This is a genomic window from Aestuariimicrobium sp. Y1814, from assembly GCF_050113895.1.
Classification (GTDB): domain Bacteria; phylum Actinomycetota; class Actinomycetes; order Propionibacteriales; family Propionibacteriaceae; genus Aestuariimicrobium.
On sequence record NZ_JBNJRW010000005.1, the window covers coordinates 1 to 20,874 of the forward strand.

Below are 20,874 nucleotides of genomic sequence, written 5' to 3' on the forward strand. Positions count from 1 at the left end.
GTATGAAAACACCCCCTGGTGTGTCCCGATCAGGGGACTCACCAGGGGGTGTGTTGAAGTCCGGCAGCGTCCTAGTCTCCCACAGGATCCCTCCTGCAGTACCATCGGCGCTGAAAGGCTTAACTTCCGGGTTCGGAATGGAGCCGGGTGTTTCCCTTTCGCCATGGCCACCGTAACACTATGGAGATATCAACCAGAACCCCTGCCAGCCAGACCCACAAGGGCCGGCCGGACCGGGTGCTTGGTTGTTCCTCGAGAACAACACAGTGGACGCGTAGCATCTTTGTAGACAAATTGAGTGTGAGGGACAAGCCCTCGGCCTATTAGTATCGGTCAGCTCCATGCCTCTCAGCACTTCCACATCCGACCTATCACCCGGTGGTCTGCCGGGGGCCTTACCAGATTCATCTGTGGGAACCCTCATCTTGAAGCGTGCTTCCCGCTTAGATGCTTTCAGCGGTTATCACTCCCCAACGTAGCCAACCAGCCGTGCCCTTGGCAGGACAACTGGCACACCAGAGGTTGGTCCGTCCCGGTCCTCTCGTACTAAGGACAGCCCTTCTCAAGATTCCTACGCGCGCAGCGGATAGGGACCGAACTGTCTCACGACGTTCTGAACCCAGCTCGCGTGCCGCTTTAATGGGCGAACAGCCCAACCCTTGGGACCGACTACAGCCCCAGGATGCGACGAGCCGACATCGAGGTGCCAAACCATGCCGTCGCTGTGAGCGCTCGGGCAAGATCAGCCTGTTATCCCCGGGGTACCTTTTATCCGTTGAGCGACGGCGCTTCCATGTGCCACCGTCGGATCACTAGTCCCGACTTTCGTCCCTGCTCGAGGTGTCCCTCTCACAGTCAAGCTCCCTTGTGCACTTACACTCAACACCTGATTGCCAACCAGGCTGAGGGAACCTTTGGGCGCCTCCGTTACCTTTTGGGAGGCGACCGCCCCAGTCAAACTACCCATCAGGCACTGTCCCTGATCCAGATAATGGACCTAGGTTAGATAACCAGAACGACCAGAGTGGTATTTCAACGATGACTCCACGAACACTGGCGTGCCCGCTTCAAAGTCTCCCACCTATCCTACACAAGTCGTCCCAATCACCAATACCAAACTATAGTAAAGGTCCCGGGGTCTTTCCGTCCTGCTGCGCGTAACGAGCATCTTTACTCGTAATGCAATTTCGCCGAGTTCATGGTGGAGACAGCGCCCAAGTCGTTACTCCATTCGTGCAGGTCGGAACTTACCCGACAAGGAATTTCGCTACCTTAGGATGGTTATAGTTACCACCGCCGTTTACTGGGGCTTAAGTTCAGTGCTTCGCTCACGCTGACACTTCCCCTTAACCTTCCAGCACCGGGCAGGAGTCAGTCCGTATACATCGTCTTACGACTTGGCACGGACCTGTGTTTTTGGTAAACAGTCGCTTGGGCCTGGTCTCTGCGACTTTCAACGCATCAGCCAGCAAGTGGCATCACGTATCCAGTCCCCCTTATCCCGAAGTTACGGGGGCATTTTGCCGAGTTCCTTCACCATGATTATCTCGATCGCCTTGGTATTCTCTACCTATCCACCTGTGTCGGTTTGGGGTACGGGCGGCTAAACAATACTCACGAAGCTTTTCTAGGCAGCATAGGATCACCCAGTCACAGACCAAAGTCTGCTCCCCCTCATGTCTCAGGCACACGCATGGCGGATTTACCTACCACACACCCTACACACTTAGCCCGGGACAACCATCGCCCGGGATGGGCTACCTTCCTGCGTCCCTCCGCAGCTTGCCTACTAAAGCATTGGGTCAGAGAGTCAGCACCATCACCCCGAAGGGATCAAATGCCTTCCGTCCTTAGCATCAACTCATTCGACACTTGCTCGTTTTCGCCGGTACGGGAATATCAACCCGTTGTCCATCGACTACGCCTGTCGGCCTCGCCTTAGGTCCCGACTTACCCAGGGCAGATTAGCTTGACCCTGGAACCCTTGGATATTCGGCGGACGGGTTTCTCACCCGTCATTCGCTACTCATGCCTGCATTCTCACTCGTGTGCACTCCACCACCAGGTCACCCCGCAGCTTCACCGCACACACGACGCTCCCCTACCCATCCACACACCTGGACCCAAAAGGGTCAGGTACACGCGTGAATGCCACAGCTTCGGCGGATAACTTGAGCCCCGCTAAATTGTCGGCGCAGAATCACTTGACCAGTGAGCTATTACGCACTCTTTCAAGGATGGCTGCTTCCAAGCCAACCTCCTGGTTGTCTCCGCGACTCCACATCCTTTTCCACTTAGTTACCACTTAGGGGCCTTAGCTGATGATCTGGGCTGTTTCCCTCTCGACTACGAACCTTATCGCCCGCAGTCTCACTGCTGCGCTCTCACTTACCGGCATTCGGAGTTTGGTTGATTTCGGTAAGCTTGTGGGCCCCCTAGACCATCCAGTGCTCTACCTCCGGCAAGAAACACGCAACGCTGCACCTATATGCATTTCGGGGAGAACCAGCTATCACGTAGTTTGATTGGCCTTTCACCCCTATCCACAGCTCATCCCCTCGGTTTTCAACCCAAGTGGGTTCGGGCCTCCACGAGGTCTTACCCTCGCTTCACCCTGGCCATGGATAGATCACTACGCTTCGGGTCTAGAGCATGCGACTCAACGCCCTGTTCGGACTCGCTTTCGCTACGGCTCCCCCACACGGGTTAACCTCGCCACACACCACTAACTCGCAGGCTCATTCTTCAAAAGGCACGCCGTCACCCCGAAAGGCTCCGACGGATTGTATGCGATCGGTTTCAGGTACTATTTCACTCCCCTCCCGGGGTACTTTTCACCTTTCCCTCACGGTACTTGTCCGCTATCGGTCACCAAGGAGTATTTAGGCTTAGCGGATGGTCCCGCCAGATTCACACGGAATTTCAGGGGTTCCGTGCTACTTGGGAAAACACTCAGGAGTGACGAACTTACGTTTACGGGAGTCTCACCCTCTACGCTCGGCCTTCCCAGACCGTTCAACTTCACCCATCATTTCTAACTCCCTGCCAGGATGACAGTCCCGACTGAATGCTCCCACAACCCCGCACATGCAACGCCTGCCAGCTCTCACACACGCACGGTTTGGCCTCTTCCGCTTTCGCTCGCCACTACTCACGGAATCACTATTGTTTTCTCTTCCTGTGGGTACTGAGATGTTTCACTTCCCCACGTTCCCTCCAACTGCCCTATATATTCAGGCAGAGGTCGCCGGACATGACTCCGGTATTCCAGGTTTCCCCATTCGGAAATCCTCGGATCACAGCTCGTTTACCAGCTCCCCAAGGCTTATCGCAGGTTACAACGTCCTTCATCGGCTCTTGGTGCCTAGGCATCCACCGATCGCACTTAGTAGCTTGTCCAACAAAAAACAAAAATCTACAAAGATGCTCGCGTCCACTGTGAAGTTCTCAAACAACAACCGAGCCCACCCCCACACCCCCCAACAACCAGGGACGTGCAGACCATGGTCCGCCAAGAAACACAACCACACACACCCACAAGAAGTGTGAACGGTCGGCCCCTCAGGACCCAACAACGTGTCCAGGACCCATAACTGACACCGTCGACTTCCACACCCAAACCCACCAGCGTCCGAAGACGAAACGAGTTGGGCAGTACTGAACGAACAGCATCACCACAGATCCGCAGGTCAATGCTCCACAAAGTGCCTGCGCCGGCCGGGAACACACGCCCCGGAACCAGCACTTGGACCAAACACCCCTCAAGAGGTGGTGCCGGCCAAACAGACTCCTTAGAAAGGAGGTGATCCAGCCGCACCTTCCGGTACGGCTACCTTGTTACGACTTAGTCCTAATTACCAGTCCCACCTTCGACGGCTCCCTCCACAAGGGTTGGGCCACCGGCTTCGGGTGTTACCGACTTTCATGACTTGACGGGCGGTGTGTACAAGCCCCGGGAACGTATTCACCGCAGCGTTGCTGATCTGCGATTACTAGCGACTCCGACTTCATGGGGTCGAGTTGCAGACCCCAATCCGAACTGAGACTGGCTTTTTGGGATTCGCTCACCCTTACAGGTTCGCAGCCCTTTGTACCAGCCATTGTAGCATGCGTGAAGCCCTGGACATAAGGGGCATGATGACTTGACCTCATCCCCACCTTCCTCCGAGTTGGCCCCGGCGGTCTCCCATGAGTCCCCGGCATTACCCGCTGGCAACATAGGACGAGGGTTGCGCTCGTTGCGGGACTTAACCCAACATCTCACGACACGAGCTGACGACAGCCATGCACCACCTGTATACCGACCCAAAAGGGGGCACCCATCTCTGAATGTTTCCGGTACATGTCAAACCCAGGTAAGGTTCTTCGCGTTGCATCGAATTAATCCGCATGCTCCGCCGCTTGTGCGGGGCCCCGTCAATTCCTTTGAGTTTTAGCCTTGCGGCCGTACTCCCCAGGCGGGGTACTTAATGCGTTAGCTACGGCACGGAGAACGTGGAAGTCCCCCACACCTAGTACCCACCGTTTACGGCGTGGACTACCAGGGTATCTAAGCCTGTTTGCTCCCCACGCTTTCGCTTCTCAGCGTCAGGAAAAGTCCAGAGAACCGCCTTCGCCACCGGTGTTCCTCCTGATATCTGCGCATTCCACCGCTCCACCAGGAATTCCGTTCTCCCCTACTTCCCTCTAGTCAACCCGTATCAGAAGCAGGCTCAGGGTTAAGCCCTGAGTTTTCACTTCTGACGCAATCAACCGCCTACAAGCTCTTTACGCCCAATAATTCCGGACAACGCTCGCACCCTACGTATCACCGCGGCTGCTGGCACGTAGTTGGCCGGTGCTTCTTCTCCTACTACCGTCACAAAAAGCTTCGTCATAGGTGAAAGCGGTTTACAACCCGAAGGCCGTCATCCCGCACGCGGCGTTGCTGCATCAGGCTTGCGCCCATTGTGCAATATTCCCCACTGCTGCCTCCCGTAGGAGTCTGGGCCGTATCTCAGTCCCAGTGTGGCCGGTCGCCCTCTCAGGCCGGCTACCCGTCGAAGCCTTGGTGAGCCACTACCTCACCAACAAGCTGATAGGCCGCGAGTTGATCCAAGACCGCAAAAGCTTTCCACCCAACCCCATGCAGGACCAGGTCATATCCGGTATTAGCAGCTGTTTCCAACTGTTATCCCAGAGTCAAGGGCACATTACTCACGTGTTACTCACCCGTTCGCCACTCGTGTACCCCGAAGGGCCTTACCGTTCGACTTGCATGTGTTAAGCACGCCGCCAGCGTTCGTCCTGAGCCAGGATCAAACTCTCCGTTGAAAAATATCGCCAAACACCAACCACCCAAAGGCAGCCAGCATCACGACGTCAACAAGTTCGATGCCCAGCAAAAGAAAACCAAGCTGGTCTTCAACTGTCCATCAATCAAAGGAACCCAAACCACACCCAAAAGGCATGGCACGGGAAAAAACACACCCCAACCCCACCACCACAAAGATGGCACAGTCAGGATGCAAAAATAAAACTATGCATTGACTTTAGACACGCTGTTGAGTTCTCAAGATCCGACCGCGTCCCACACCTCAACCCTCAAATCCGAGAGCCTCAGCAAGGGGCAACCTGAAAAACACTACCGATCCACCCGCAGGCTGTCAAACCCACCGGCCCACCGGCCACCCCCAACCCCGAGCCACTGAAAACCAGTGAAACCCCTAGCCAGGAGCTACTTCCGCTGCCTCGCGACAACCTCAGCAACACTACCCGGGCCCCCCACCAGAGTCAAATCCGGCTTCCGACCCACACCATCCGGTGTCGCCAACTTCGAGACCTCAAGTGGGTTCTGTCCTGAACGCACACTCTGCCCCGCATGGGTGACTGGTGGTGTTCCCCGGGGTTCGTCCAGAGCCTCTCGGCCTGTCCGTTGCACCCTCAGGGCTTCGTAAACATTACGCGCGTCGCCCCGACTTCGCAAATCGGCGCGACGTGATCTGTGTCACACCAGCGAACACCCTAGTCACAGCAGTGTTGGTCAGGCCTGTGCGGCAGTGGCACCGCGGCGAAGCACCCCGACGGTCTTCTTGCCGCGGCGCAGCACTGCGTGCCCGCCGGCCAGGAAGTCGTCCTCACCCAGCCGGGCCTCCACGTCGGTGACCTTCTGGTTGTTCAGGTAAGCGCCCCCCTCCTGAATGGCGCGCCGGCCGGCAGAGCGTGACTCCACGACGCCGGCAAGCCTGAGGGCCTCGGCCACGTCGGGCAGCTCGGTCCCCGGCTCCAGCAACGCTCCCCCGACTTCGGCGGCGACATGGCTGAGCGTGCTCGACGGCAGGTCGGCGAGTTCACCGCGCCCGAACAGGGCGGCCGCAGCAGCGGTGGCGGCCTCCCGTTCAGCCACTCCGTGGACCAGGTCGGTCAGGTCGTCGGCCAACGCCCGCTGGGCTGCCCGACGATGCGGTTCCTGGAGCGTCAGCTGCTCCAGTTCGTCGATCTCGGCGCGGGTGCGGGGGCTGAACACCTTGATGTACTCGATGACCTTGCTGTCCTCGGCGTTCAGGAAGAACTGGTGGAAGGCGTAGGGAGAGGTGAGTTCGGGGTCGATCCAGACTGTGCCGCCTTCGGTCTTGCCGAACTTCGTGCCGTCCGCCTTGGTCAGCAGTGGGGTGGCCAGGGCGTGGACGTGGGTTCCCTCCACGCGGCGGATCAGGTCGGCGCCGGCGGTGATGTTGCCCCACTGGTCCGACCCACCGGTCTGCAGCACCACGTCGTGGCGACGGTGCAGTTCCAGGAAGTCCATCGACTGCAGCAGGACGTAGCTGAACTCCGTGTACGAGATGCCCTGCTCGAGCCGCTTGGCCACCACGTCACGGGCCAGCATCCGGTTGACCGGGAAGTGCTTGCCGATGTCGCGCAGGAACTCGACGACGTTCATCGAGCCGGTCCAGTCCAGGTTGTTGACGATGGTGGCGGCGTTGTCCCCGTTGAAGGTGACGTAGCGGGCCACCTGCCCGCGCAGCCGGTCGACCCAGCCGGCGACCACCTCTGGTGAGTTCATCACCCGCTCGCCGCTCTCCTTCGGGTCACCGATCATGCCGGTGGCCCCACCCACCAGGAGGACGGGCCGGTGCCCGGCGTCCTGCAGGCGACGTGCGGTGATGAGTTGGATCAGGTGGCCGATGTGCAGTGAGGGGGCGGTGGGGTCGAAACCGACGTAGAAGCGCACCGGGCCCTTGTCCAGCTCGGCCCCGAGCTCCTCGAGGTCGGTCGAGTGCGCGATCAGGCCGCGCCAGGCAAGTTCGTCCAGGACTTCATTCATGCGGCAAGCGTAGCGATCAGGGCGTGCTGGACGAGAACTCGCGGGCGGTGGCCAGGGCGGCGGCCACCTCGTCCAACTGGGCGCGGACCTGCGTGGGCGCGGTGCCCCCGCGACCGTCGCGGGAGGCGACCGACCCTTCGACGGTCAACACCTCGAGGACGCCCGGCTGCAGCAGCGGGTCGATCTCGCTGAGCTGCTCGGGGGTCAGGTCGGACAGTTCGGTGCCGGCGCTCTCGCAGTAGCGCACGGCATGGCCGGCGATCTCGTGGGCCTGGGCGAAAGGCACCCGCTGGCGCACCAACCAGTCGGCGACGTCGGTAGCCAGGGAGAAGCCGCGCGGTGCCAGGCTCGCCATCCGGTCGTGGTGGAAGGTGAGGGTGCCCACCATGCCCGCCACGGCCGGCAGCAGCACCACGAGCTGGTCGACCCCGTCGAAGAGGGGCTCCTTGTCCTCCTGCAGGTCCCTGTTGTAGGCCAGCGGCAGCCCCTTGAAGGTGGCCAGCAGCCCGGACAGGTTCCCGATCAGGCGACCGGCCTTGCCGCGGGCGAGCTCGGCCACGTCGGGGTTCTTCTTCTGCGGCATGATGCTTGAGCCCGTCGACCAGGCGTCGTCCAGAGTGGCGAAGCCGAACTCGTGGGTGCACCACAGGATGACGTCTTCACTCAGCCGGGACAGGTCGACGCCGATCTGTGCCAGCACGTAGGCGGCCTCGCTGACCAGGTCACGGGCGGCAGTGCCGTCGATCGAGTTGGGCACCGAGTCAGCAAAGCCCAGTTCACGGGCCACCAGCTGCGGGTCGAGTCCTAGTGAGGTGCCGGCCAGCGCACCGGAGCCATAGGGGCTGATGGCCAGCCGTTCGTCGAGGCTGACCAGCCGCTGGACGTCGCGCAGCAGCGGCCAGGCGTGGGCCAGCAGGTGGTGGCTGAGCAGCACCGGCTGGGCCGACTGCAGATGGGTGCGCCCGGGCATGATGGCGGTGATGTTGCTGCTCGCCTGGGCATGCAGGGCGGCCACGACCTCGGCCACCTCTCCGGCGATCAGGCGCACCTGCTGGCGCAGCCAGGCCCGGATGAGGGTGGCGATCTGGTCATTGCGGGAACGCCCGGCGCGCAGTCGTCCGCCCAGTTGTGGGCCGACGATCTCGGTCAGGCCGCGTTCGAGGGCGCCGTGGACGTCTTCGTCGCTGGGGGCGGGGCCGAATCGTCCGTCAGCGACCCGGGCGTCGAGCTCAGCGATGCCGGCCTGCATGTCGGCGAGTTCCTGGTCGGTGAGCAGCCCGGCAGTGTGCAGGGCCAGGGCGTGGGCGCTGGAGCCGGCCAGGTCGAGGCGGGCGAGCCGCCAGTCGAACTGGGTCGACTTCGACAGCGCGAACATCGCCTCGGCGGGGCCGCCCTCGAACCGGCCGCCCCAGAGCTTGCCCTCGTGCTCGGCCTCGTGCTGGGTCTGCTCGGCCTGTTCGTTGCTCATTCGGTGTCCCTTCTCCTGCCGTGGAGCGGCCAGTCGTACACGGTGCCGCGTAGCGGCCAGTCTTGCGCAGTGGGGCTGGTCGGGCCAGCTCGGTCATCGGGTCGGACTGCTCAATCGGGTCGGCTGCCGGCGGCCAGGTCACGCAGCCGGTCGGCGACCGCCGTGCCCTGGTCGGCATCGGCGGCGATCAGCAGCACGGTGTCGTCGCCGGCGATGGTGCCGACCACCCCCGGCAAGGAGGCCTTGTCGATCGCCGAGGCGAAGTACTGGGCCGCCCCGGCGGGCGTGTGGGCCACCACCAGTCCCCCGGCCGGCACCGCGTCGAGCAGCATCTCGGTGCACAGCCGCTGCAGCCGGGCCAGGTGGTTCTGGTCACCGACCGGTTCCTCGTCGGGGATGACGTAGCGCAGTGCCCCCTCGCTGTCGCGTTGGCGCACGGCCCGCAGGTCGAGCAGGTCCTTCGAGATGGTGCCCTGGGTGACCTGGACGCCCTCCTCGGCCAGCAGTTCGGCCAGCTCGGTCTGGGAAGAGACCGGGTGGTTCTCGATCAGCGACTGCACCAGCGCCCGGCGGGCGGCCCGGGACAGCCCTCGCTCAGCTGCTGCCATCGCCGTCGTCCCAGCGGGGGTCGGACAGGACCTCGCCGAGGGCCTCGACGAACCCGAGGGCCTGGGCCTCGGTGATCACCAGCGGCGGGGCCACCCGCAGCACGTGCGGCCGCGGGGCATTCGAGATGAAGCCGCGCTGCAGCAGTTCGGCGTTGACCGCGGCGGCGAAGTCACCGTCGAGGTTGACCCCGCGCAGCAGGCCCGCGCCGCTGACGTGGGTGACGTGCGGCAGGGCGGCGAGGCGTTCGGCGAGCAGGTCACCCAGGTCGAGGGTGTTCTGCAGCAGCCCGTCGCGTTCGATCACGGCGATCACGGCCAGGCCGGCGATGGCGGCCACCGGGTTGCCGCCGAAGGTGGTGCCGTGCTGGCCGGGTTGCAGCAGGTTGGCGGCCTCGCCGCGGGCCAGGACGGCCCCGATCGGGAAGCCGTTGCCCAGTCCCTTGGCCAGGGTGACCAGGTCGGCGTCGACGTCGCCGCCGGCCAGCCAGCGGCCGGTGCGACCCATGCCCGTCTGGACCTCGTCGAACCACAGCAGCGCACCGTGGGCGCGCGTGGCCCGCCGGACGGCCTGCAGGTATCCCTCGGGTGGGTTCACCACCCCGTTCTCGCCCTGAATCGGTTCGACGATGACCGCCGCGACGGTGTCGTCCAGTGCTGCGGAGAGGGCGTCGATGTCGCCGTAGGGGACGAAGGTGACCTCGCCGGGCAGCGGCTCGAACGGGGCGCGGTACTTCTCGTTCCAGGTCAGCGCCAGGGCTGCGGCGGTGCGGCCGTGGAAGCTGCCCTCCATGGCGATGATCCGGGTGCGGCCGGTGAGCCGGGTCAGTTTCCAGGCGGCCTCGTTGGCCTCGGTGCCGGAGTTGGTGAAGAACACCCGGGCGCTGCCGGGCTCGGCGCCCAGCACGGTGCCGACCAGCTTCTCGGCCAGCGCGACCTGGGCCGGGGTGGCGAAGAAGTTCGACACGTGGCCGAGCGTCATCAGCTGGCTGGTGATGGCCTGCAGCACCGCCGGGTGGGCGTGGCCCAGGGCGGTGACGGCCAGGCCCGAGAGCATGTCCTGGTAGCGGTTGCCGTCGGCGTCCCAGACATGGATGCCCTCGCCGCGGACGAAGACCCGCTGGGGGGCGCCGAAGGCGTTCATCATCACCCGGGAGTACCGCTCGCCCAGGTCGGCCTGGGCGCCGGGGGCGGACTGGAGGTGGGTGAGTTCGGTGCTGCTGTACTCGCTCATGCGTCAGTGTCCTGGCCAAGGTCGGGAATGGTGATGGCCCGCTGTTCGCGGGTGGTGTCGGCGTCGCCGTAGACCATGGTGCCGACGCCGGCGTCGGTGAAGATCTCGAGCAGCAGGCAGTGCTTGACGCGGCCGTCGATGATGGTCGCGCGGGGCACGCCCTGGGTGACCGCCCGCAGGCAGGCCTCCATCTTGGGGACCATGCCGCTCGACAGGCTCGGCAACATCTCTTCGAGTTCCTGGGCGCTGATCTGGGTGATCACGTCCTCCGACTCGGGCCAGTTGGCGTACAGGCCGGCGACGTCGGTGAGCATCACCAGGCGTTCGGCGCGCAGGGCGCTGGCCAGCGCGGCGGCGGCGGTGTCGGCGTTGATGTTGTGCACCTGGCCGGCCTCGTCGGGGGCGACGCTGGCGATCACGGGGATCCGGCCGGCCTCGAGCAGGTCGCGGATCGAGTCGGGACGCACGTGGGCGACGTCGCCGACCAGTCCGATGTCGAGGTCCTCACCGTCGACGTGGACGCTGCGCTTGGTGGCGGTGAACAGGCCTCCGTCCTCACCGGACATGCCGATCGCCAGTGGCCCGTGGGCGTTGATGAGCCCGACCAGGTCGCGACCGACCTTGCCGACCAGCACCATCCGGACGACGTCCATCGCTTCGGCGGTGGTGACCCGGAAGCCACCCTTGAACTCCGAATCGATGTCGAGGCGCTCGAGCATGCTCGAGATCTGCGGTCCGCCGCCGTGCACGACCACCGGCAGCACGCCACAGCGCCGCAGGAAGACAATGTCTTCGGCGAAGGCCTTCTTGAGGTCCTCGTCGACCATGGCGTTGCCGCCGTACTTGATGACGACGACCTTGCCGGCGTACTCGGTCAGCCAGGGCAGCGCCTCGATGAGGGTGGAGGCCTTGCTGATCAACTGGGCCTGGTCGTCCTTGCGTGTGGTGCTCATGAGGAGTAGTCCGCGTTCTCGGTGATGTAGCCGTGGGTCAGGTCACTGGTCAGGATGGTGGCGGTCTCGGTGCCGGCGTGCAGGTCGACCAGCACGTGCACCTCGCGGCCGGTCAGGTCGACGTTCTCACGGGGTTCACCGATGCCGCCGCCGGTGCAGACCTGGACGCCGTTGAAGCTGACGTCGAGCCGGTCGGGGTCGAACTCGGCGGCGGTGGTGCCGATCTGGGCCAGCACACGGCCCCAGTTCGGGTCGTTGCCGGCCACGGCGGTCTTGAACAGGTTGCTGCGCGAGATGGCGCGGCCCACCTCGAGGGCGTCCTCCACCGAGTCGGCGTTGACCACCTCGATGGTGATGTCATGCTCGGCGCCCTCGGCGTCGGCCATCATCTGCCGGGCCAGGTCGGCGCAGATGGCCACCAGCACGTCGGCCAGTTCGGGTTCGTCGACGGCCACGCCCGAGGCGCCCGAAGCCATCGCCACCACTGTGTCGTTGGTCGACATGCAGCCGTCGGTGTCAAGGCGGTCGAAGGTGAGCCGGCAGGCGGTGCGCAGGGCCTTGTCGAGCACGTGGGGTTCGACGACGGCGTCGGTGGTGATGACGCACAGCATCGTGGCGAGCCCGGGCGCGATCATGCCGGCACCCTTGGTCATGCCGCCGGCGGTCCAGCCGTTGTCGGTGGTGATCTCGGCCTGCTTGGCGCGGGTGTCGGTGGTCATGATGGCCGCAGCGGCGTCTGGGCCGCCCTGCGGAGAGAGCTCCTGGGCGGCCTGCTTCACCCCGGCCACCAGCCGGTCCATCGGCAGGCGGACCCCGATGAGCCCGGTGGAGGCCACGGCAACCTCGTCGGCGGGAATGTCCAGGGCCGCGGCGGTGGCCGCGCTGGTCTCGCGGGCGTCGGTCAGCCCGCCCTCACCGGTACAGGCGTTCGCCCCACCGGAGTTCAGCACGATCGCGCGGGCGGTGTTGTTGGTCAGGACGACGCGGCTGTGCACCACGGGGGCGGCGGTGACGCGGTTGCTGGTGAACACCCCGGCGGCGGTGTACTGGGGCCCAAGGTTGCGCACCAGCGCGACGTCGGGCTTGCCGCTGGTCTTGAGGCCGGCGGCCACGCCGCTGGCGGTGAAGCCCTGGGCTGCGGTGACGCCCCGGCCGTCACGGATCAGGTAGTACTCACTCACGGCGCGACTCCCACAGTGGTCAGCCCGGTGGTCTCCTCGATCCCCAGGGCGATGTTCATGGACTGGATGGCACCACCGGCGGTGCCCTTGGTCAGGTTGTCGAGGGTCGAGACCGCGACCAGACGGTTGACCGACTCGTCGACAGTGACCTGCATCTGGACGGCGTTCGACCCGACCACCGACTGGCTCATCGGCCACTGCCCCTCGGGCAGCAGGTGGACGAAGGGCTCGCCTGCCCAGGCCTGTTCGTAGGCCGGTCGGACGGCGGCGGCCTCGACGCCGGCGGCCAGGGGTGCGGTGCACACGGCCAGGATGCCGCGTGCCATCGGCACCAGCATGGGGGTGAAGCTGATGCTGGGGTCGACCGCGCCCAGGACGCGCAGGTTCTGGGTGATTTCGGGGGTGTGACGGTGCACACCACCGACGCCGTAGGCGCTGGCCGAGCCGAACAGTTCGGCGCCGAGCAGGTGCGGTTTGGCGGCCTTGCCGGCCCCGGACGAGCCGCTGGCGGCGGCAATGGTGATGTCGCGGCCGTCGATCAGGCCGGCGCTCACCGCCGGCGCCAGCGCGAGGGTGGCCGTCGTGGGGTAGCAGCCGGGCACCGCGACCCGCTTGGCGCCGGCCAGCCGGGCACGTGCGCCGGGCAGTTCGGGCAGCCCGTAGGGCCAAGTGCCGGCGTGGTCGCAGTGGTAGAAGCGCTGCCAGTCCTCGGCGCTCTCGAGGCGGTGGTCGGCCCCGGCGTCGATGACGAGCACGTCGTCACCCAGCTGGGCGGCGATCTCGGCGCTGGCGCCGTGCGGCAGGGCCAGGAAGACGACGTCGTGCCCGGCCAGGTTCTCCGCCGTGGTGGGCAGGATCTCGCGGTCGGCCAGCGGCACCAGGTGCGGGTGGTGGGCACCCAGCTTCGAGCCTGCGCTGGAGTGGGCGGTCAGGTTGCCCAGCCGGACCTCGGGATGGCCCAGCAGCAGCCGGAGCACCTCTCCCCCGGCGTAACCGGTGCACCCGGCCACGGAAACTGTGATCATGGAATAACTATTGCACAGTCGGAATGGTTATTCGAATCCTCGGACGGTCCGTGGCCGTGCGCCGGGCACAGTCCCCGGGGTCAGGAGCGAAGCACCGCGCCGAACCGCTCGGACGCCACGGCCACCGCCGCGTCCCGCGCGGCCGCGGCCTCGGCATCGGTGAGGGTCGTGGCACCGCGGAACCGCAGCGCGAACGCCAGCGACTTCTTGCCCTGGCCGACCTGCGGGCCAGTGTAGACGTCGAACAGGTGGATCTGCTCGAGCAGCTCGCCAGCACCTTCGGCCAGCGCCTGCTGCACGTCACCGGCGGCCACCTCGGCGTCGACCACCAGGGCGACGTCCTCCTTGGCGAGCGGGAACGGGCTGAGCGGGGCGATCGTCCCCGGCCCGGGCACGGCATCGAGCAGGCGGTCCAGGTCGAGCTCCAGGGCGGCGGTGCGCTCCGGCAGGTCGAAGGCCTCGACCACGCTCGGGTGCAGTTCACCGGCGACACCGATCACCACGCCGTCGACCAGGAGCTCGGCGCATCGTCCGGGGTGCCAGGACGCCGCCTGGGCGCTGCGCCGCTGCAGGCGAATGCCCACGGCGGCCGCGACCCGGTCGGCCAGGTCGACGACCTGGGCCCAGCCGGCCTTCGGGCCGGGAGCGAGCCGCTCACCGTTCCAAGCCGGCGCATGCCACTCACCGGTGACCACGGCGGCCAGCAGTCGGGGCTGGTCGGGCAGGGAGTCGGCCAGCGCCTGCAGTTCCTCGTCGCTCGGGCGCTGGGCCACCGTCACGGTAGGCGCCGCCGGACGATCGGCACCGCGGAAAACACGGCCGCACTCGAACAGGGCCAGGTCGTCATTGCTGCGGCTGGTGTTCCTGGTCACGGCGGCGAACAGGCCCGGCAGCAGGGTGGTCCGCAGGTAGCCGTGGGTTTCGTCGAGCGGGTTGGCGAGCTTGACGGCGTCGCGGCGCGGGTCACCCTCGGGCAGGCCCAGCGCTTCGAGCTGGTCGGCGCCGAGGAACGGCAGAGTGATCTGTTCGACGAAACCGGCTGCCACCGCGGCGGCGAGCGCGTCGCGGCGTCCCCGCAGGCGGGCGTCCAGCCCCCGACCGGCGCCCAGCGGGGGGCTGACCGACGGGATGTTGGCGTAGCCGAGCTTGGTGCCGACCTCTTCGACATAGTCGTAGGCATCGACCAGGTCGGGGCGCCACGTCGGCGGCACCACGGTCAGGCTGTCGCCGATGGCGGTCACGTGGACACCGGAGGTCTCCAGGACCTTGATCACCTGCTCACGGCTGATCGGGAAGCCCATGACCCGGCCGGGCAGGTCGGCGGCCAGCACCTGGCGCGGCATCGGGGGCACACCGCCGGTGATGGTGACCTGTTCGGCGACGGCGCCACCGGCGTACTGGGCGAGCAGGTCGGCGGCACGCTTGCCGGCGGCGACAGCCAGAGCGGTGTCGACGCCACGGTCGTAACGTTTGGACGCCTCCGAGGGCAGGCGGTGGCGGCGGAAGGCTCGTCCGATCGTGGCCGCGTCGAAGTGGGCGGCCTCCAGCACGACGGTGGTGGTCTGGTCAGACACCCCGGTGTGCTCGCCACCCATGACGCCGGCCAGGCCGATGATCCCCGAGTCGTCGGTGATCAGCAGGTCGTCGGCAGCCAGGGCGCGGTTCACGCCGTCAAGGGTGACCAGGGTTTCGCCCTCGGTGGCCTTGCGGACGACGATGGGGCCGCTGAGCTTGTCACCGTCGTAGGCGTGCAGGGGCTGGCCGGACTCGAGCATGACGTAGTTGGTGACGTCGACGACCACCGAGATGGGGCGCATGCCGGCCTGGGTGAGGCGCTTGGCCATCCAGTCGGGGGTGGGTGCGGTGGCGTCGAGGCCGGTGATCGTCCGGGTGACGAACAGGCCGCAGGCCGGGTCCTGGACGACCACGGGGTAGCCGCCCTCCACGGGCTCGACGGGTTCGGGGGCCGGCTTGTAGGGGTCGACGAAGCGCACGTCGAAGGCCTGCGCGGTCTCACGGGCGATGCCGCGCAGCGACAGGCAGTAGCCGATGTCGGTGGTGATCTCCGTCTCGAGCACCTCGGCGCGGGCCTGCAGCACCTCCATGGCGTCGGCGCCGGGGACCGCGCCGGGGGTGGTGGGGTCGATGACCATGATCCCGGAGTGGTCCTCACCCAGGCCCAGTTCGTCCTCGGCGCAGATCATGCCGTCGGAGATGTGGCCGTAGGTCTTGCGGGCGGCGATCTGGAAGTCGCCGGGCAGGGTGGCGCCGGGCAGGGCGACCACGACCAGGTCGCCGGCCTCGAAGTTGTCGGCCCCGCAGATGACGCCTCGTCCGGTTTCGCCCTCGACCTCGTTGCGTGGGTCCTGCTCGGCGACGAAGTCGGGGCCGACGTCGACGCGGCACCAGTTGATGGTCTTGCCGTTCTTCTGTGGCTCGGCCTGCTTCGACAGCACCCTGCCGATCACCACGGGTCCACTGACCTCAGCGCCCAGGGTGACGATCTTCTCGACGGTGACCCCGACCTCGGTGAGGCGGTCGGCGACCTGGGTGGTCGTGACCTCCTCGGGCAGGGCGACCAGGTCACGCAACCAGGAAACGGGAACCTTCATCGGGCACCTCCGAGCAGGGAACGGCTGAAGCGGATGTCGCCCTCGACGAAGTCACGCAGGTCGGTGGCGGAGTTGCGGTTCATCACGGAGCGCTCGACGCCCATGCCGAAGGCGAACCCGGAGTAGACTTCCGGGTCGATCCCGGCGGCGACGAGGACGCGGGGGTTGACCACGCCGCAGCCACCCCATTCGATCCATCCTTCGGAGCGGCAGGTGCGGCAGGGACGGGCGGGGTTGCCGACCGACTCACCGTGGCAGACGAAGCATTCGAGGTCGACCTCGGCGCTGGGTTCGGTGAACGGGAAGTAGTGCGGGCGCAACCGGGTGCGCACATCGCCGAACAGGGCGCGCGCGAAGTGGTCGAGAGTGCCGCGCAGGTGGGCCATGCCGATGCCCTTGTCGATGCACAGGCCCTCGATCTGGTGGAAGACCGGCAGGTGGGTGGCGTCGTACTCGTCGGCGCGGAAGACCTTGCCGGGGCTCACCACGTGGATCGGGGGCTCACGGCGTTCCAGCATGGTGTGCAGCTGGGTCGGTGAGGTCGAGGTACGCAGGCACTTGCCGTCGGCGACGGGGTCGATCCACAGGGTGTCCTGCAGGGCGCGCGCCGGGTGGTCGGGGCCCAGGTTCAGGGCGTCGAAGTTGAACCACTCCGATTCCAGCTCGGGGCCTTCGACGACCTCCCAGCCCAGGGCGAGGAACACCTCGGACATCTTGTCCATCAGCGCGGTCACCGGGTGCGGTGCGCCGACCGGGGCGGTGGCGACCGGCACGGTCACGTCGACGGCTTCGGCGGCCAGCTGTGATTCCAGCTCGGCGGCCTTCAGCTCGGCCTCGCGCCGGGCGATGGCGGCGTTGATCTCGCCGCGGGCACGACCGACGCGCTGGCCGGCCTCCTTGCGGGCCTGCGGCGGCAGGGCACCGATCTCACGGTTGGCCAGGGCGATCGGGGAACGGTCCCCCGCGTGGGCGATCCGGGCCTGCTTCAGGTCGGTGGTGTTGCCGGCCGCCTCGATCGCGGCCAGCGCCTCGGCGAGCATCGCCTCGACCTGGTCGGCGTTCAGTGGCGTCACCTGCACCGGGTCAAAGTTGGTGTTCGGCCCGCTCATGGACTTTCCCTCTTTTCAGGTCTTCAGATTCTGTATTCCGGCCCGGCGGGGTTGGGCCCGCGCTGGGCGCTGGCCGTGGCGTACAGGCACACGGCCGCGGCGGTCGACAGGTTCAAGGACTCGGCCTGGCCCCACATGGGCACACCGACGACGCGGTCTGCCAGGGAGCGTTCCAGCTCCGGAAGCCCCCACGCCTCGTTGCCCATGATCCAGGCGGTCGGACGAGACAGTTGGTCGAGTTTGGCCATCTCGTCGAGGCTCGCTCCCCCGCCATCGGCGGCCAGCACCTGCAGGCCCTGGCCGCGCAGCTGGTCGACGGCCTCGGCCAGGTCGACGCCGGTGACCACGGGGACGTGGAAGATGCTGCCGACGCTCGAGCGGACCGTCTTCGGGTTGTGGAGTTCCACCGAGCCCTTGGTGAGCACCACCGCGTCGGCCCCGAAGGCGTCGGCGCAGCGGATGACGGTGCCGGCATTGCCGGGGTCACGCACCTGGGCGCAGATCACCACCAGCTTGGGTGAGACCACGTCCGCCCAGGTGGACTGCACCTGGCGGGCCACCGCGAAGACGCCCTGGCTGGTGACGGTGTCACTGAGCTGGGCGGCGTCCTCGTCGTCGGCGCGCCAGACCTCGGCGGGCCGGCCGATGTCAAGAAGCTCGGCGTGGCGGGTCGGGTCGGTGGTGATCAGTGCCCCGACCTCGCCGTGCAGCAGGGCCTCCCGCACGGCCTGGACCCCCTCGACGAGGAACCTGCCCGACTCCTCACGCCCACGGCGTTGCAGCAGACGACGGGCCGACCGCAACTGGGTACGCGGAATCGGCTCGAGGTCCGCAGTACCAGTGTCGGTCGGCCCGGTCATGTCCACTGTGGCGACTGCGCGGCTCAGGCCGCAGCTGCAGTCTGGTTGTCCTTCGCGGTCTGGACGAGCGCGGCAAAGGTCGCCGGGTCGCTGACGGCCAGGTCAGCCAGGATCTTGCGGTCGACCTCGACCCCGGCGTTCTTCAGGCCGTTGATGAACCTGTTGTAGGTCATGCCCTCGGCGCGAGCGGCAGCGTTGATGCGCTGGATCCACAGGGCGCGGAAATCACCCTTCTTGGCACGACGGTCACGGTAGGAGTAGGTCATCGAGTGGAGGACCTGCTCCTTGGCCTTGCGGTACAGGCGCGAACGCTGGCCGCGGTAGCCCGCCGCCTGCTCGAGGACCTCGCGGCGCTTCTTGTGGGCATTCACAGAACGCTTGACGCGTGCCATGGTGTATCTCCTTGTTCTGGCGACCCGGACGGGTCAGGTATGGGGGTGGGTGCCAGCGGGGCTGGCTGCGGGCCCTGCAGGCACCGCCGGAAGATCAGCGGGTCTTGTAGTTCCCGAGCAGCTTCATGACCTTCTGCGCGTCACCCTTCTCGAGGGCGGCGTCACCGGCAAGGCGACGGGTGCGGGTCGAGGTCTTGTTCTCCAGCAGGTGCTTGCGGCCAGCCTGGCGGCGCATGACCTTGCCCGAGGCGGTCACGCGGAACCGCTTCTTGGCACCCGAGTGGGTCTTCATCTTCGGCATGTTGCCGCTCCTGTCATTTCGTGGCTCCGCGGCACGGAGTCATGTGGTGCATGGTGGTGCTCCGCGAGCGGAGCGGGTGGGCCGCTGGGAGGCCCGGTAGGTCACCGGCAGGTGTGCCGGGTGGCCTGGGGAACTGGTGACCCGGGGCGGTGTCGCCCGCGGGTCAGGGGCTCACAGGTCGATGTCGGGGTCCATGTTGTCGGCCGGCCCCTTCTTCTTCTTGGTCGAGGGCTGGTGCTCTGCGCGTAGCTTGGCCTCCGCTGCCCGGTCGGCCTCCTGGTTGGCGGCCCGCTCAGCGATCCGGCGGTCACGCTCGGCGGCGAGGTCCTTGCTGGCCTCGGTCTTCTTGCGCACGGGCGCCAGAACCATCAGCATGTTGCGGCCGTCCAGCTTGGGAGCCGACTCGACGAAACCGAACTCGACCACGTCCTCGGCGAGCTTGTTGAGCAGGTTGACACCCAGTTCGGGGCGCGACTGCTCGCGTCCGCGGAACATGATGGTGATCTTGACCTTGTCGCCGCCCTTGAGGAAGCGCACGACGTGACCCTTCTTGGTGTCGTAGTCGTGCTGGTCGATCTTGGGACGAAGCTTCATCTCCTTGATGATGGTGTTCGTCTGGTTTCGGCGTGACTCACGGGCCTTCTGCGCGTTCTCGTACTTGAACTTGCCGTAGTCCATGAGCTTGGCAACCGGCGGACGCGCCTCGGCAGCGACCTCGACCAGATCCAGGTCATGCTCCCGGGCAAGCTGCAGCGCCTGCTCGATCCTGACGATGCCGACCTGTTCGCCGGCGGGGCCGACCAGTCGAACTTCGGGAACTCGAATCCGGTCGTTGATGCGCGGTTCGGTGCTGATGGTGCCTCCAAGGTTGAAATCAGTGCTGTGTGCCGGCCCCCTGCCGCCCAGCACTCTCCCCTGAACCCAAGGTCACTCAAACACAAAGGCCCTCGCGGGGACGCGAAGGCCTGACACACCTGCTCGACGATGCGAGCACGCAACCATGGGTGAACATGGTTGCCCACCACCACGGGGGTGGTGCGGTACCGACCCGTCGAGTTGACCCGATCAGGTGGGAGGTCAGGCCTCCACTTGGCTGGACGAGGCAGATTGCCCGGTCACGGTCACCCACATTACCCGACGACCCCCGTGGCCGTGAAATCGCGGGTGAGCATCATTCCTGGGCGAACATCCAGCCGAAGCCCCCGTCGTCCAGTTCGACCAGGCGTCGGCCCTGGGCAAGTTCCGAGACCAGGTCGGCGCCGACCAGCAGCGGCGCCGGCCCGGCGGCGTCGACGAGCAGCAGCTGGCAACCGGTCTCGGCGGCGGTGGCCGCCACCTCGGACAGGTCCCCAGGCACCGGCCGGGCACCGCTCTGCCAGGCGTTCATGGAGTCCAGCCCGGTGAACGCGAGCAGCGCCTCCTCACCGGCGGCGTTGCGCACACTGACCGCCGCCAGCTCGGCGTGCCGGTCGGGGTCGGGGCCGTCCATCGTCTCATCCCCGCTGGCGGCAATCGGCATCAGCAGCCTGGCCCCACCGAGTGCCACGACGGCACGCAGGTAGCCGGTGCGCGGGTCGGGCACCTCGGCCCGGGCCAGCGCTGCCCGGACCGCCGGGTCGGCCTCACCGGTGTCCCCCAGCCACCGGGCATTCGGTTGGGCGAGGGTGCGCCCGGAGCCGAGCAGGTGCTCGGGCAGGGCGGCGGGGTGGGCATCGTCGTGGGCCATGCGGCAAAGGTTAGCGGTCCGGCCGCGGGGCGGATTCGGGGGGCAGTTCAGGGCCGAAGACCTCGGGAAGTCGCGAGGAAATGCGGGGTGGATGTGGAAGGCTTG

General features: G+C 66.2%; 14 protein-coding genes and 3 rRNA genes. All 17 read right to left on the minus strand.

Annotated features, from left to right (window positions below; all coding sequences use genetic code 11):
• Positions 1-58: 58 nt before the first annotated feature.
• Positions 59-175: ribosomal RNA gene (gene rrf, locus ACQE3C_RS07095) — 5S ribosomal RNA — on the minus strand.
• Positions 176-303: 128 nt separating this feature from the next.
• Positions 304-3,399, minus strand: a 23S ribosomal RNA gene (locus ACQE3C_RS07100).
• Positions 3,400-3,795: 396 nt separating this feature from the next.
• A 16S ribosomal RNA gene (locus tag ACQE3C_RS07105) occupies positions 3,796-5,313 on the minus strand.
• The 16S, 23S and 5S rRNA genes sit together here, the layout of an rRNA operon.
• Positions 5,314-6,022: 709 nt before the next feature.
• Positions 6,023-7,303, minus strand: a complete 1,281-nt coding sequence (tyrS, locus tag ACQE3C_RS07110; protein WP_434538485.1) for a tyrosine--tRNA ligase — start codon at positions 7,301-7,303, stop codon at positions 6,023-6,025.
• Positions 7,304-7,319: 16 nt separating this feature from the next.
• Positions 7,320-8,771 carry an argininosuccinate lyase gene (gene argH, locus ACQE3C_RS07115; RefSeq protein ID WP_434538486.1) on the minus strand — a complete coding sequence of 484 codons (1,452 nt, stop codon included), beginning with the start codon at positions 8,769-8,771 and terminating at the stop codon, positions 7,320-7,322.
• Between the two features lie 110 nt (positions 8,772-8,881).
• Positions 8,882-9,379 (minus strand): arginine repressor, encoded by a 498-nt coding sequence (locus ACQE3C_RS07120; protein WP_434538487.1) that lies wholly within the window; start codon positions 9,377-9,379, stop codon positions 8,882-8,884.
• Positions 9,366-10,610 (minus strand): acetylornithine transaminase, encoded by a 1,245-nt coding sequence (locus tag ACQE3C_RS07125; RefSeq protein ID WP_434538488.1) that lies wholly within the window; start codon positions 10,608-10,610, stop codon positions 9,366-9,368. Before ACQE3C_RS07125 ends, ACQE3C_RS07120 begins: the two co-directional genes overlap by 14 nt.
• The gene (gene argB, locus ACQE3C_RS07130; protein ID WP_434538489.1) at positions 10,607-11,563 is read right to left on the minus strand and encodes an acetylglutamate kinase; all 957 of its coding nucleotides are present in this window, start codon (positions 11,561-11,563) and stop codon (positions 10,607-10,609) included. The genes ACQE3C_RS07125 and argB overlap by 4 nt, the downstream gene beginning before the upstream one ends.
• Entirely contained in the window at positions 11,560-12,744 is a 1,185-nt protein-coding gene (gene argJ / locus ACQE3C_RS07135; RefSeq protein ID WP_434538490.1) for a bifunctional glutamate N-acetyltransferase/amino-acid acetyltransferase ArgJ, read from the minus strand. Before argJ ends, argB begins: the two co-directional genes overlap by 4 nt.
• Positions 12,741-13,769, minus strand: a complete 1,029-nt coding sequence (gene argC, locus ACQE3C_RS07140; protein ID WP_434538491.1) for an N-acetyl-gamma-glutamyl-phosphate reductase — start codon at positions 13,767-13,769, stop codon at positions 12,741-12,743. Before argC ends, argJ begins: the two co-directional genes overlap by 4 nt.
• Positions 13,770-13,849: 80 nt before the next feature.
• Positions 13,850-16,381 carry a phenylalanine--tRNA ligase subunit beta gene (gene pheT / locus ACQE3C_RS07145; RefSeq protein ID WP_434538492.1) on the minus strand — a complete coding sequence of 844 codons (2,532 nt, stop codon included), beginning with the start codon at positions 16,379-16,381 and terminating at the stop codon, positions 13,850-13,852.
• The gene (gene pheS, locus ACQE3C_RS07150) at positions 16,378-17,490 is read right to left on the minus strand and encodes a phenylalanine--tRNA ligase subunit alpha (RefSeq protein WP_434538493.1); all 1,113 of its coding nucleotides are present in this window, start codon (positions 17,488-17,490) and stop codon (positions 16,378-16,380) included. Before pheS ends, pheT begins: the two co-directional genes overlap by 4 nt.
• Positions 17,491-17,513: 23 nt before the next feature.
• Positions 17,514-18,356: a TrmH family RNA methyltransferase gene (locus ACQE3C_RS07155; protein ID WP_434538494.1), complete on the minus strand. Its 843-nt coding sequence runs from the start codon at positions 18,354-18,356 to the stop codon at positions 17,514-17,516.
• Between the two features lie 17 nt (positions 18,357-18,373).
• Positions 18,374-18,742 (minus strand): 50S ribosomal protein L20, encoded by a 369-nt coding sequence (gene rplT / locus ACQE3C_RS07160; protein WP_434538495.1) that lies wholly within the window; start codon positions 18,740-18,742, stop codon positions 18,374-18,376.
• Between the two features lie 94 nt (positions 18,743-18,836).
• Positions 18,837-19,043: a 50S ribosomal protein L35 gene (rpmI, locus tag ACQE3C_RS07165; protein ID WP_434538496.1), complete on the minus strand. Its 207-nt coding sequence runs from the start codon at positions 19,041-19,043 to the stop codon at positions 18,837-18,839.
• A 171-nt stretch (positions 19,044-19,214) separates the two neighbouring features.
• Positions 19,215-19,952 carry a translation initiation factor IF-3 gene (infC, locus tag ACQE3C_RS07170; protein ID WP_434538497.1) on the minus strand — a complete coding sequence of 246 codons (738 nt, stop codon included), beginning with the start codon at positions 19,950-19,952 and terminating at the stop codon, positions 19,215-19,217.
• Positions 19,953-20,214: 262 nt separating this feature from the next.
• Positions 20,215-20,769 carry an SseB family protein gene (locus ACQE3C_RS07175; RefSeq protein WP_434538498.1) on the minus strand — a complete coding sequence of 185 codons (555 nt, stop codon included), beginning with the start codon at positions 20,767-20,769 and terminating at the stop codon, positions 20,215-20,217.
• Between the last annotated feature and the right edge of the window lie 105 nt (positions 20,770-20,874).